The sequence below is a fragment of the Micromonospora sp. NPDC005299 genome, assembly GCF_042872345.1.
Lineage (GTDB): Bacteria > Actinomycetota > Actinomycetes > Mycobacteriales > Micromonosporaceae > Micromonospora.
The window spans coordinates 502,433-514,447 of the sequence record NZ_JBIAKG010000004.1; the positions used below are offsets into that span (position 1 = coordinate 502,433).

Genomic DNA, 12,015 nt, shown 5'->3' on the forward strand with positions numbered 1-12,015 from the left:
CCCGGGGACCGGCCCGTCGCCCGCCGGCCGTCCCCGCAGGTACGCTGGGCCGGTCCCGACCGGGCCGGTTGGGCGTACCGGCCTGTCATCGGGTAACCTGGCCAGGTTGCCCGGGCAGCGCCTGGCGGCGACCTCATGAACGTTTCAATCCCAGGAGTATCCCGTGGCTAGCGTGTGCGACGTCTGTGGCAAGGGGCCGGGCTTCGGCCACAACGTGCCCTGGTCCAAGAAGAAGACCAACCGCCGCTGGAACCCGAACATCCAGTCGGTGCGTACCCCGGCCGGTGGCGGCAACACCAAGAAGCTGCAGGTCTGCACCTCGTGCATCAAGGCCGGCAAGGTCGCCCGCGCCTGACGCGGTAGCACCGCCTTCACAGATTCGTCGGATGCCGGCGGACCCATTGGGTCCGCCGGCTTCTGTCGTGTCCACACGCCTCCGCTGACGGGTCGCCGACCGTCCGGCGGCCGACCGCGCCGGCCCGGTTAGGGTGCTGCTGCGCCGGCCGTCCGTTCCGGCGCCAGGCGTGGGGAGGAACGACCGGTGGAGCTGGACCTGGGGCGGGAGCAGCTGGTGGTGATCGGCGGGTCGTTCGGCTCGCTGCGCTGGTTCGACCAGGAACTGCCGCCCGGCAGCGTGGTCCTGGTCGAGGAGCCGGATGTGATCCGCCGCCGCGGCCTGGACCGCTTCGTCGCCGGGTTGTCGATGGTCGCCCGGCTGGTGCCGGCCGAGTACCAGACCGGTTTCGACGCCGACGCCCTGCTCGCCCGGGAGCCCGCTCTCGCCGGCGCGCGGCTGGTCCTGCCCGGCCTGGAGTACGCCGTCGGCGCCGCCGCCCGGCTGGCCGACCGGCTCAACCTGCCCGGCGCCGGGGTGGCCGCCGCCGACGTCTTCTCCGACAAGCACCGGATGCGGCGGCTCGCCGACGCCAGCGGCCTGGCCAACCCGGCGTACGAGCTGGTCGACGACCCGGCGCGGGCGGCGGAGTTCGCCCGGGCGCACGGCGGCCGGTGCGTGCTCAAGCCCACCCGCCGCTCCGGCAGCCTGGGCGTGCAGCTGGTCACCGAGCCGGCGGAGATCGCCGGGCGCTGGGCGGCAAGCGCCGCCCCGCCGGAGCCGGCCGAGACCACCGAGCGCGGCGTGCCCACCGGGGTGCTGGTGGAGGAGCTGCTGGTCGGCTCGGAGCACAGCGTCGAGCTGCTGGTCGCCGAGGGCGAGACGATCTTCGCCAACGTCACGGACAAGCGGATCGCCGGCGGCCGGTACCCGGTGGAGACCGGGCACACCGTGCCGTCCGCCCTTGCGGGGGCGGAGCAGCGGGCGCTGCGGGACGCCGCGGTCCGGCTCGCCGAGGCGGCCGGCTTCCGCAGCGGCATGCTGCACAGCGAATGGATCATGGCCGACGGCGTGCCGACGCTGGTCGAGTGCGCCGCCCGGATGCCCGGCGACATGATCACCGCGCTGGTCTCGATCGCCTACGAGGCCGACTTCATCGAGGCGTACCTGCGGGTGCTGCGCGGGGAACGGCCGGCGCTGCGGTCCCGGCCGACCGGCGCGGCGGCCGTCGAGTTCCTGGTCGCCCCGCCCGGCCGGGTCACCGCGGTGGACGGCCGGCGGGCCGCCCTGCGGGTGCCGGGCGTGCTCGACGTGCAGCTCGAGGCGAAGGTCGGGGACCACGTGCCAGAGCTGCTCTCCTCGGCGCACCGCAGCGGGCACCTGCTGGCCTGGGGCGCCACCCCCGCCGAGGCGGAGGGCGCCGCGCGCAAGGCCGCCGGCGAGATCCGGATCACCGTCGGCTGACGGCCGGGAGTCAGAGGGTGCGGCCGTAGGAGAGGCAGCCCGGGGCGTCCTGGTAGAAGCCGAAGTTCGGGATCCGCTCGTAGCCGGCCGAGGTGTACATGGCCAGCGCCTCGGGCTGCTTGTCGCCGCACTCCAGGATGATCCGCTTGCGGCCCTGGTCGCGGGCGGACCGTTCGACCGCCGCGAGCACCGCGCGGGCCACGCCTCGGCCCCGGGCGGCCGGTGCCGTGTACATCCGCTTCAGCTCGGCCGTCTCGCCGTCGTCGCCGTGGCTGCGCCAGCCGCCGCAGCCCACCGGCTCCCCGTCGAGGTAGGCGACGAGAAAGGTGCCGGCCGGCGGCTCGAACTCGGCCGCGTCGACCGGCGTGTCGTCGCCGCTTCCGCCGTACCGCTGGCCGAGGTCGGCCAGGGCCGCCCGGATCAACGCCTGCGACTCGGGCGCGTCGAAGCGCCGCACCCGGATCTCGATGTCGCTCACGGAATGCAGGGTACGACCGGGATCGGGCCCGCCCGGAGCCCGACGGCCCGCATCGGACGCAGATCACTCCGTCCGGCGGAAGTGGTCCCAGCCGGCGGGGCCCGCGTAGGGAGCGCCGTCCACGGTCACCCCGGCACCCTCGGCCACCCGCCCGACCGGCCGCCAGCCCGCCGGCAGCGTCGCGGCCGCCGGGAAGGTCGCGGCCAGGGCGTGGTCGTCGCCCCCGCCGAGGATCCAGGAGTACGGGTCGACGCCGAGCGCCTGCGCCGCGTCGCGCATCTGCCGGGGCACCTCGAACGCCTCCCGGGTCAGGTCCACGGCCACCCCGCTGGCCTTCGCCACGTGCCCCAGGTCGGCCAGCAGCCCGTCCGACACGTCGATCATGGCGGTGGCGCCGTGCGCGGCGGCGTCCGGGCCGGCCGCGTACGGCACCTCGGGGCGGCGGAACGCCTCGACCAGCAGCCGGGGCGTGCGGAAGCCCCGGGACAGCACCGTGTAGCCGGCCGCGGCCCAGCCGGTGCGCCCCGCGAGGGCCACCACGTCGCCCGGGCGGGCACCGGAGCGGACCACCGGGGCCCGGCCGCCCAGGTCGCCGAGGGCGGTCACTGCGACGGTCAGCGTCGGGCTGGCGGACATGTCCCCGCCGACCACGCTCGCGCCCACCAGGGCCGCCTCGGCGCCCAGGCCGTCGGCCAGCTCCTCGGCCCAGGTCGGGTCGAGGTCGGCCGGCATGCAGAGGGCGACCAGCAGCGCGGTCGGGGTGGCCCCCATGGCCGCGATGTCGGCCAGGTTGGCCGCCGCCGCCCGGTGGCCCACGTCGCGGGCTCCCGACCAGTCCCGGCGGAAGTGCCGCCCCTCGACCAGCACGTCGGTGGAGGCGACCACCCGCCGGTCCGGCGCCGCCACCACCGCCGCGTCGTCGCCGGGGCCGAGCAGGCAGCTCTCCCCGTACGACAGCCGGGCGGTCACCCGGTCAATCAGCCCGAACTCCCCGACACCCGCGACCGTCATTCCGTCCCCTCGCCGCGCCTGCACGATTCCGCCCTCCCACCGCCGGTCACCCGGCGTGCGCTCGCTCACCGCGTCCAGCCGGCCACCGATAGGGATCAGGCCTGCTCCGTAAGGTAGTTTCACCCTTCGGGTCGCCCCACGCGGCGACGGACGGAGGTCGAGTCGTGGTACAGGCGTACATCCTCATCCAGACGGAGGTCGGTCGGGCGCGTGACGTGGCCGGTCTGATCGCGGACCTTGCCGGCGTGGTACGCGTCGACGCCGTCACCGGGCCCTACGACGTGGTCGTCCTCACCGAGGCGAATACCGTCGATGAGCTCGGCAAACTCATTGTCAGCAAGGTGCAGATGGTGCCTGGCATCACCCGCACCCTCACGTGCTCGGTGGTGCGGCTGTAAGTGGAAGAGATCACGTCCTCCCCCGCTACCGACGAGTCCCGCCCGGCGCGTCGCGACCGGTCGACCCGCAGTGCGGCGCTCTGGGCGACGCTCGTCGCGGTGCCGGTCACCCTGGCGGTGGCCGGGTTCACCTTCGCCAAGCTGGCCCCGGACTCCCCGGCCGCCGCGCCGAGCCCGTCGGCGACCGCCGCCCGGCCGCAGTCGACCACGCCGGTCGAGCTGCCCGCCCCGGCCCTGGCCGAGCGCCCGGCCACGGTGTGCCGCGCCCTGGTGTCGCAGCTCCCGGCGACCGTCCGCGACCTGGCGCAGCGACCGGTCACCGCCGGCGCCGAGCAGAACGCCGCGTACGGCGACCCGGCGCTCACCGTGGCCTGCGGCGGCACGCCGCCGCTGGTGCAGCCCACCGACGAGGTCTGGTCGGTGAACAAGGTCTGCTGGCACGCCGTGCAGGAGGCGGACGCCACCGTGCTGACCACCGTCGACCGGGAGACCCCGGTGCGGGTGCGGGTCCCGAAGCAGTACGAGCAGCCGCTCCAGTGGGTCACGCCGGTCTCCGACGCGGTGGTCGCCTCGGTGCCCGCCGCGAAGACGGCCCCGTCCGGCTGCTCCGCCTGACCGTCGCCGGCCGGTCCCGACGCCGGGGCGTCAGCGGCCGGCGCGGCGCAGGGCGGTGCGGATGAGCCGGTTGACCAGCTTCGGATACTCCAGCCCGCTGGCCGCCCACATCCGGGGGAACATCGAGGTCGGGGTGAAGCCCGGCATGGTGTTGATCTCGTTGAGGTAGACGTCCAGCTCCGGGGTGACGAAGAAGTCGGCCCGGGCCAGGCCGGAGCAGTCCAGCGCGGTGAACGCGCGGGTCGCGTACTCGCGCACCTGCCGGGTCACCGGCTCGGGCAGGTTCGCCGGGATGTCGTACTCGCAGGCGTCGTCGATGTACTTGGCCTCGAAGTCGTACCAGTCGTGGCCGGAGACCACCCGCACCTCGGCCAGCACCGACGCCTCCGGGGCCCCGCCGGCCTCGCCCTCCAGCACACCGCACTCGATCTCGCGACCCACGATCGCGCCCTCGACCAGCACCTTCGTGTCGATCTCCCGGGCGGTGGCGACCGCCGCGTCGAGCTGCGCCCAGTCGTCGACCTTCGTGATGCCGAACGAGGAACCGGCGCGGGACGGCTTCACGAAGACCGGCAGCCCGAGGCGCTCCTTGTCCTCCTCGGTCAGCGTCATCCCGGCGCGCAGCACCACGTACGGGCCGACCGGGATGCCCTCGGCGGCGCAGAGCTTCTTGGTGAACTCCTTGTCCATGGCGGCCGCGGAGGCGAACACGTTCGCCCCGACGTAGGGGATGTCGGCCATCTCCAGCATCCCCTGGATGGTGCCGTCCTCGCCGTAGGCGCCGTGCAGCACCGGGAAGACCACGTCCACGTCGGCGAGCGCCACGGGGCCCTGGGCCGGGTCGAGCACCATGAGGCCACCCACGGCCGGGTCGGCGCGCAGCACCAGCTCGGCGCCGGAGCCGGCGGTGATCTCGGGCAGCTTGCGGTCGGCGATGGCGAGCTGGCCGGGGTCGCCGCTGGCCAGCACCCACTGCCCCTGCCGGGTGATGCCGACCGGCACGACCTCGAACTCGTCCGGGTCGAGGGCGGCCAGCACGCTGCCGGCGCTCACGCAGGAGATGCCGTGCTCCGGGCTGCGACCGCCGAAGACGATCGCCACACGGATCTTGCCTGGGGTGGTCACTCCGGGTCACCTCTTCGTCCACGACTGCGGCTGCCGTGCTCGCCGGGGGCGCTCACCCGCTTGACCTTACTGTGCGTGGCGAGCGTCGGTGGTGGATACCCGGGGAGACGACGCAGCGGGCAACATCCGGTCAGCGAGTCATATACGAGGAGTAACCGGATGTGTGCGGAGGTCGAGGCGTACCGGAAGCGGCGCGACCGGGTGGTGAGCCCGGGCGGCCGGTGGCGGGACCTGCCACCGGCCGCCCGGCTCCCCGCCCCCGTCACCGCGTCCCGGGGGCGGGCCCGGTTCAGTTCAGATGCTCCGCGGCGCGCGGCCGGCGGCCGACCGCGATGACCTTGACCCGTTGCCGGCCGGCGCGGACCATGCCCAGCGCCATGAAGGCGCCGGCGATCCGGTCCGCCGCCTCGCGGCTGCTCGCGCCGACCACCTGCCGGCGCCGCTCGGGGCTGGTCCGCTCGTTGCGCCAGATCCCGTCGAGGGGGCGCACGTCGGTGAGAACCACGAGGAAGCGGGTCATCCCCGCCCGCCCTCGTCGGCGGGGTGGCAGGCCGTCACCGTCATCGCGATTCCTCCCCGTCTGGCGTGCCGGTACGGGCACGCGGCGATCGGGTCGTGGGGGAGTAAAACCCGATCGCCGCGCGCCCCATCCCCTCCGGTCACTCACCACCACCGTCGCCACGACAACCGGCGGTGAGGACGCCGTCACAGATTGACAGGTGGACACGCGTGAATGCAACTCTCATCGGATTTCTCTCATGCCCAAGCTCCCGTTGATGTGCGACCATCGATGCATGGCGCCGAAGACCGCCCGGGCCCGACGGCTCGGCATCGCCCTGCGGACCCACCGGGAGGCCGCCGGCCTCACCCTGGAGGCCGCGGCCGACGAGATCAACAGCACCCGCAGCACACTGTCCCGCTACGAGAACGCGCAGACGCTGGTCAACCCGGCCACCGTGCGGGCGCTGCTCACCCTCTACGGGGTGGGGCCCGACGAGATCGCCGGGGCAGTGCAGCTCGCCAAGGACGCCCGCAAGCCCGGCTGGTGGGTCTCCTACTCGTACCTGCTGGACCGGCGGACCATCGACTTCATCGCGCTGGAGGCCGAGGCCACCGGGATCGCCAACTTCGAGCCGTCGGTGGTGCCGGGCCTGCTCCAGACCGCCGACTACATCCGCGGGGTGATGCGCGGCGGCCCGCACACCCTCAGCGACGAGCAGGTGGAGCAGCGGGTCAAGCTGCGACTCGACCGCCAGCAACGGCTCACGAGTGACGATCCGCCGATCCTCGACGCCATCATCGACGAGGGCGCGCTGCTGCGGCCGGTCGGGGATCGCACGGTGATGGGGGGTCAGCTCCAGCACCTGCTGAAGATGGCCGAACTGCCCAACATCACCGTGCAGGTGATCCCCCTGGCCGCCGGATACCACCGGGGGACCCGGGGGTCGCTGCACATCCTGGAGTTCGCCGATCCGGAGGACCCGATCATCGCCTCGGTGGAGACGGTCGCCGGGCAGATGGTGCTGGACCGGCCGGGCGACCTGCGCACCTGCACCAAGATCATGGAGCACCTGCGGACCGTGGCGCTGAGCCCGGCGGCCAGCCGGGACGAGCTGCTCCGCCTGCTGAACGAGAGGTAGAACCCATGAACGGCACGAACAGCCCGCACCCGCCGGCGACCGGCTGGCGCAAGAGCAGCCACAGCGGCGACGAGGGCGCCTGCGTCGAGATGGCACCGCTGCCCGAGGCGGTCGCGGTCCGCGACTCCAAGGACCCGACCGGCCCGGTGCTGGTCTTCCCCCCGGCCGCGTGGGCCGCCTTCACCGACGCACCACCGCGCCCCTGATCCGCGGGCCGGCGACGGCGCGGCTCAGCCGGCCACCAGCGGACCGGCGGCGGCCCCGCCGCGGACCGCCTCCAGCGCCGCGATGGCCACCCCGCGCGCCCCGGCCATGTCCCGGTCGGGCACCAGCGCGAAGGTGGCCACCGCGCGCTGCTCGGCGCGGAGCACGGTGTGCTCCCGCACGGTCGCCAGGAACCAGTCGCGGAACTCCGGCGCCGCCTCCACGACCCCGCCGCCCAGGAAGTACGCGTGCGGGTCGGTGAAGTTGGCCGCGATGGTGAACAGCCGGCCCAGCGCCATGGCCTGCTGGGTGAAGACCTCGCGGGCCAGCGGGTCCCCCCGCTCGCCGTGGCCGCGGACCAGCTTCGCCGCTCCGCCCGGCTCCGCACCCGCCAGCGGGTGCCCCGGGAACCGGCCCAGCCAGTACGGCAGCAGGTTGTGCGCGATGGCGGTGAGCGAGGCGACGCTCTCCGCGTCCCCGACGAAACCGCAGGCGCAGACCGGCGCCGGCTGACCCGGCCCGAGCAGCCCGTCGAGCGGGATGTGCACGTGCCCGAACTCGCCGGCCATGCCGGCCGCCCCGCCGACCACCCGGCCGCTCTCCACCACGCCGCCACCGAGCCCGGTGCCGACGATCGCGGCGACCGAGGAACGGGCCATCGCGTCGGCGCCGAAGTGCACGTGGTGCGCGTAGAGGGCCGCCGCGTTGCCGTCGTTGGCGTAGACCACCGGCAGGCCGAGCCGGTGCTCCAGCGCGCCGCGCACGTCGTAGCCGCGCCACGCCGGCTGGGAGAAGTTGGTCGAGCCGCGCGAGGAGATCACCCCGGTGGCGCTCGCCGGGCCGGGGGTGTCCAACCCGACCGCGCGGACCAGGTCGCGGGGGACCCCGGTCAGGGCCAGCACGCCGTCGAGCGCCCGGGCCAGGGCCTCGATCGCCGCGTCCGGGCCGGCTTGGACCTCGCTCGGGATCTCCACCAGCCCGTCCACCAGGAACCGGCCGTCGACCGTCAGCACGGTGGCGTTGTTGCTCGTGCCGCCGTTGTCCAGACCCACCACCACCGGCACACCCGCGCTGCCCACCGCCACCGCCTCCCGCCGAGCCTGACCTGAGGCTAGTGCCGTGACCACAAACGTTCGCCGGGTCGGTTGCCGGGGAGTTTGTCGTACTGGTGGTGTTGGGTGGGGTTGTGCCTCGTCGTCGGGATCCTGCCGCGCCTCGGGTGGTGCATCGCACCGCGCGTGTGGCGTTGGGGGTGACGTCAGGGCAGCGGCGGCGGTGTTTCGGGTTGCTGCGTTCGGCCGGTGACGTGTGGGCGTGTGTGTTGGAGGTCAATGGGTGGCGACGTCGCCGCCGCGACGCGCCGCTGGTGGGCTATCAGGAGTTGTGTCGGGAGCTGTCCGTGTCGGGGCCGGGCACGTTCGGGGAGTTGGATTCGACGGGTGCCCGGTCGGTGTTGCGCCGGTTCTCCGACGCGTGGTTCGCGGCGACGAAACGCCGCAAGGACGGTGACGTGTCGGCGCGTTTCCCGCGCCGGCGGCGGGGGTTGATGCCGGTGCGCTGGTATCACAGCACGTTCACCCTCGACGGCGACCGGGTGCGGATCCCGACCGCGAGAGGCACCGCGCCGTTGTGGGTGCGGCTGGCGCGCACTCCTCCCTATCCGGTCGAGCAGGTCCGGTCGATCACGCTGTTGTGTGAGGGCGGCCGGCTGTTCCTGGACGTCACTGCTGAAGTGCCGGTGGCGACGTACCCGCCCGGTGAGGAACCGGACCCGGCAAGGGTGGCCGGGGTGGACCTGGGGATCATCCACCCGTACGCGGTGGCCGGCCCTGACGGTGCGGGGCTGTTGGTGTCGGGGCGGGCGATCCGCGCCGAGCACCGCATGCATCTGGCGGATACGAAGGCCCGCCGCCGTGCGGTCGCCCGGCGGGCCCCGAAGCCGGGGCAGAAGGGGTCACGGCGGTGGCGCCAGTACCGCCGTCGGGCGCGGCTGGTGGAGGGCCGGCACCGGCGTCGGGTGCGTCAGGCCCAACACGAGGCCGCCCGCCAGGTGGTGTCCTGGGCGGTACGCGAGCGGGTCGGTGTGCTGCACGTGGGTGACCCGCGTGGGGTGCTCGACCTACCGGCGGGGCGGCGGCACAACCTGCGGCTGCGGCAGTGGCAGATCGGCCGGCTCCTGCAGGTCCTCACCGACAAAGCTGTCCTGGCCGGCATCACCGTCCCCCTCGTCGACGAACGCGGCACCTCCTCGACCTGCCCGGCCTGCCGGCGGCGGGTGCCGAAACCCCGCGGCCGGACCCTGTCCTGCCCGCACTGCACATTTTCTGGGCACCGTGACCTGGTCGCGGCCGCCACCATCGCCACCCGCACCCCGGGCGGCGGAACCACCACCCCCACACCCGCTCGGGTGCCCGGGGTGGTCACGCACCGTCGAGCCGGACGACACCTCCCCGGTGCCGGCCAGTCCCGACGTGACCCCCGCCGCCCACACCAGGCGGCGCGAGGATCAGTTGGCCCGCGGAGGCCCGCCCCACCACCCGGTGGGGAGTCGCTCGCCCAAAAGGCGAGGATCCACAACCCCCACCGGACACCCGGTGAACGTTAGTGGACACCGCACTAGTTCGAGCCGCAGCGCCCGCGCGGTCTCCGCGGGAGGGGCTGCGCGTCTCACCCGGGCAGGCGGGCGGTGACGGCGGTGGCCTCCAGGTCGTCGTCGTGCACCACGAACGGGTCCAGGCCGGCGTCGGCCATGATCCCGCAGAGCGCCCCGGCCTGGCCGGCGCTCACCTCCACCGCCAGGTGCCCGCCCGGGGCCAGCCACTGGGCCGCGCCCGCGGCCACCCGGCGCAGCACGGCCAGCCCGTCCGCGCCGCCGTCCAGCGCCACCGGGGCCTCGTGCAGCCGCGCCTCGGCCGGCAACATCGCCACGGCGCCGCTCGGCACGTACGGGGCATTCGCCACCACCAGGTCCAGCCGCCCCCGCCACCGCACCGGCAGCGGCGCGAACAGGTCACCCTGGTAGACCGGCACGCCCAGCGGGGCCAGGTTGCGCCGGGCGCAGGCCACCGCGGCCGGGTCGACGTCGGCGGCGGCCAGCCAGCGAGGCGCCAGCCGGCCGTGCAGCACCAGCGCGGCGGCGCCCGAGCCGCAGCAGAGGTCGAGCACGGCGGGCGCCGGACCGGCCACCGCCGCGGCGGCGGCGACCAGCAGGGCGGTCCGCCCGCGGGGCACGAACACCCCGGGATCGACGGCGACCCGCAGGCCGCAGAACTCGGCCCAGCCGAGCAGGTGCTCCAGCGGCAGGCCGGCGACCCGGCGGTCGACCAGGTCGGTCAGCGCCTCGGTCGAGTCGGTGGCGGCGGCGATCAGCAGGTCCGCCTCGTCCTCGGCGAAGACGCAGCCGGCGGCGCGCAGCCGCCGGACGAGGGCGGGACGGTCGGGGGAGAACACGGTGGGTGGCATGGCAGGCCTTTCGGGAACGCTCGTCGGCGCTCCCGGCGTCGCCTAACCCTGGGGCGACGCGGACTCGGAGGGAGCGCCGGTCCTCTGCTGGTGGATCGGTCTCACCTCCTCCGGTCGAGGCCCGTGCGGGCCGTGGCTGCCGCCGTCACCTTAGCGGAGCGGGCCAGCCCCCGTCAGGCCGCGTCCAGCGCGGCGGTCACGTCGGCGACCAGGTCGGCGCCGTCCTCGATGCCGCAGGAGAGCCGGACGAAGCCGGGCGGGGTGTCGTCCCCCCACTGGGCCCGCCGGTCGGCGGTGGTGTGCAGCCCGCCGAACGAGGTGGCGGCGGACACCAGGCGGGCCGCGTCGAGGAAGCGGGCCACCCGGTCGGCGTCACCCAGGTCGAAGGAGAGCACGCCGGGCATCCGTCGCATCTGGACCGAGGCCACCGGATACGCCGGGTCGGTCGGCAGCCCCGGCCACCGCAGGCCGGTGACGTCGCCACGGCCCGCGAGCAGCCCGGCCAGCGCCTCGGCGTTGGCGCTCTGCCGGGCCAGGCGCAGGTCCACGGTCGCCAGCGAGCGGTGGGCCAGCCAGCAGTCGAACGCCCCGGGCACCCCGCCGGTGGTGGTCCGCCAGGCGGTCACCGCGTCGAGCAGCTCGGCGGAGCGGGTCGCCACGTAGCCGAGCAGCAGGTCGGAGTGGCCGGTGAGGGCCTTGGTGCCGGAGGCGACCACCACGTCGGCGCCGAGCTCCAGCGGGCGCTGCCCGAGCGGGGTGGCGGTGGTGTTGTCGACCGCGACCAGGGCCCCGGCGGCGTGCGCCGCGGCGGCCAGCGCCGGCACGTCGGCCACGTCGAGGCCGGGGTTCGCCGGGGTCTCCAGCAGCACCAGCCGGACACCCTCGAACGACGGGTACGGCCCGGCGGTCGGCACGAAGACGACGCGTACCCCGATGCCCTCCAGGGTGGCGGTGGCAAAGGCGCGCACCGGGAAGTAGCCGTCGGCGGGGAGCAGCACGGTGTCCCCGGGGCGCAGCAGGGCCAGCAGCAGCCCGGTGATGGCCGCCTGGCCGCTGGCGAAGACCCGGCAGTCGCCGCCCTCCAGCTCGCCGACGGCCGCCTCCAGCAGCCGCCGGGTGGGGTTGTCCGGCCGCCCGTACCCGTTGGGGGTCGCCTCCGGCCCCCGCCACGGGTCCAGGTGGTACGGCGCGGCGAACACCGGCCCCGGCAGGAACGGCCGGCCCGGTTCCGGCGCGGGCAGGCCCGCGTGCACGCTGCGCGTGCCGTCACCCCACTCGGTCATC

14 protein-coding genes are annotated in these 12,015 nt (G+C 74.8%); 7 read left to right on the forward strand and 7 right to left on the reverse strand.

The features are described from left to right. The first annotated feature begins 163 nt into the window (after positions 1–163). Together rpmB and ACFYPD_RS15450 are read left to right on the forward strand one after the other, a co-directional pair. Positions 164–355: a 50S ribosomal protein L28 gene (gene rpmB / locus ACFYPD_RS15445; protein WP_109942784.1), complete on the forward strand. Its 192-nt coding sequence runs from the start codon at positions 164–166 to the stop codon at positions 353–355. Between the two features lie 186 nt (positions 356–541). Further along, a complete protein-coding gene (locus tag ACFYPD_RS15450) occupies positions 542–1,798 on the forward strand; it encodes an ATP-grasp domain-containing protein (protein ID WP_387113251.1) in 1,257 nt (418 codons plus the stop codon). Positions 1,799–1,808: 10 nt separating this feature from the next. On the opposite strand, the gene ACFYPD_RS15455 is transcribed toward ACFYPD_RS15450, so the two are convergent. Then, on the reverse strand, positions 1,809–2,276 hold the full coding sequence (locus tag ACFYPD_RS15455; protein WP_387113253.1) for a GNAT family N-acetyltransferase: 468 nt from the start codon (positions 2,274–2,276) through the stop codon (positions 1,809–1,811). A 63-nt stretch (positions 2,277–2,339) separates the two neighbouring features. Next, positions 2,340–3,287: a thiamine-phosphate kinase gene (locus ACFYPD_RS15460; RefSeq protein ID WP_387113255.1), complete on the reverse strand. Its 948-nt coding sequence runs from the start codon at positions 3,285–3,287 to the stop codon at positions 2,340–2,342. Positions 3,288–3,451: 164 nt separating this feature from the next. Here ACFYPD_RS15460 and ACFYPD_RS15465 point away from each other — a divergent pair, with 164 nt between their 5' ends. Further along, positions 3,452–3,685: an Lrp/AsnC ligand binding domain-containing protein gene (locus tag ACFYPD_RS15465; protein WP_013284547.1), complete on the forward strand. Its 234-nt coding sequence runs from the start codon at positions 3,452–3,454 to the stop codon at positions 3,683–3,685. Then, the gene (locus tag ACFYPD_RS15470) at positions 3,686–4,300 is read left to right on the forward strand and encodes a DUF3515 family protein (RefSeq protein ID WP_387113257.1); all 615 of its coding nucleotides are present in this window, start codon (positions 3,686–3,688) and stop codon (positions 4,298–4,300) included. Positions 4,301–4,330: 30 nt separating this feature from the next. On the opposite strand, the gene ACFYPD_RS15475 is transcribed toward ACFYPD_RS15470, so the two are convergent. Together ACFYPD_RS15475 and ACFYPD_RS15480 are read right to left on the reverse strand one after the other, a co-directional pair. Next, positions 4,331–5,425 (reverse strand): D-alanine--D-alanine ligase family protein, encoded by a 1,095-nt coding sequence (locus ACFYPD_RS15475; protein ID WP_387113259.1) that lies wholly within the window; start codon positions 5,423–5,425, stop codon positions 4,331–4,333. 289 nt (positions 5,426–5,714) lie between these two features. After that, positions 5,715–5,945, reverse strand: a complete 231-nt coding sequence (locus tag ACFYPD_RS15480) for a hypothetical protein (protein ID WP_387113261.1) — start codon at positions 5,943–5,945, stop codon at positions 5,715–5,717. A gap of 274 nt (positions 5,946–6,219) precedes the next feature. On the opposite strand from ACFYPD_RS15480, the gene ACFYPD_RS15485 reads away from it, so the two are divergent. Beyond that, positions 6,220–7,065, forward strand: coding sequence for a helix-turn-helix domain-containing protein (locus ACFYPD_RS15485; protein WP_387113262.1), 846 nt, complete (start codon positions 6,220–6,222; stop codon positions 7,063–7,065). 5 nt (positions 7,066–7,070) lie between these two features. Next, positions 7,071–7,271, forward strand: a complete 201-nt coding sequence (locus tag ACFYPD_RS15490; RefSeq protein ID WP_387113264.1) for a DUF397 domain-containing protein — start codon at positions 7,071–7,073, stop codon at positions 7,269–7,271. A 24-nt stretch (positions 7,272–7,295) separates the two neighbouring features. Here ACFYPD_RS15490 and ACFYPD_RS15495 read toward each other — a convergent pair whose 3' ends face one another. Then, entirely contained in the window at positions 7,296–8,348 is a 1,053-nt protein-coding gene (locus ACFYPD_RS15495) for an ROK family protein (protein WP_387113266.1), read from the reverse strand. A 173-nt stretch (positions 8,349–8,521) separates the two neighbouring features. Here ACFYPD_RS15495 and ACFYPD_RS15500 point away from each other — a divergent pair, with 173 nt between their 5' ends. Then, positions 8,522–9,874, forward strand: a complete 1,353-nt coding sequence (locus tag ACFYPD_RS15500) for an RNA-guided endonuclease InsQ/TnpB family protein (protein ID WP_387113268.1) — start codon at positions 8,522–8,524, stop codon at positions 9,872–9,874. A 62-nt stretch (positions 9,875–9,936) separates the two neighbouring features. Here ACFYPD_RS15500 and ACFYPD_RS15505 read toward each other — a convergent pair whose 3' ends face one another. Together ACFYPD_RS15505 and ACFYPD_RS15510 are read right to left on the reverse strand one after the other, a co-directional pair. Further along, a complete protein-coding gene (locus tag ACFYPD_RS15505) occupies positions 9,937–10,731 on the reverse strand; it encodes a putative protein N(5)-glutamine methyltransferase (RefSeq protein ID WP_387113270.1) in 795 nt (264 codons plus the stop codon). A gap of 173 nt (positions 10,732–10,904) precedes the next feature. Then, positions 10,905–12,014 carry a cystathionine gamma-lyase gene (locus tag ACFYPD_RS15510; protein WP_387113271.1) on the reverse strand — a complete coding sequence of 370 codons (1,110 nt, stop codon included), beginning with the start codon at positions 12,012–12,014 and terminating at the stop codon, positions 10,905–10,907. Position 12,015 lies beyond the last annotated feature (1 nt).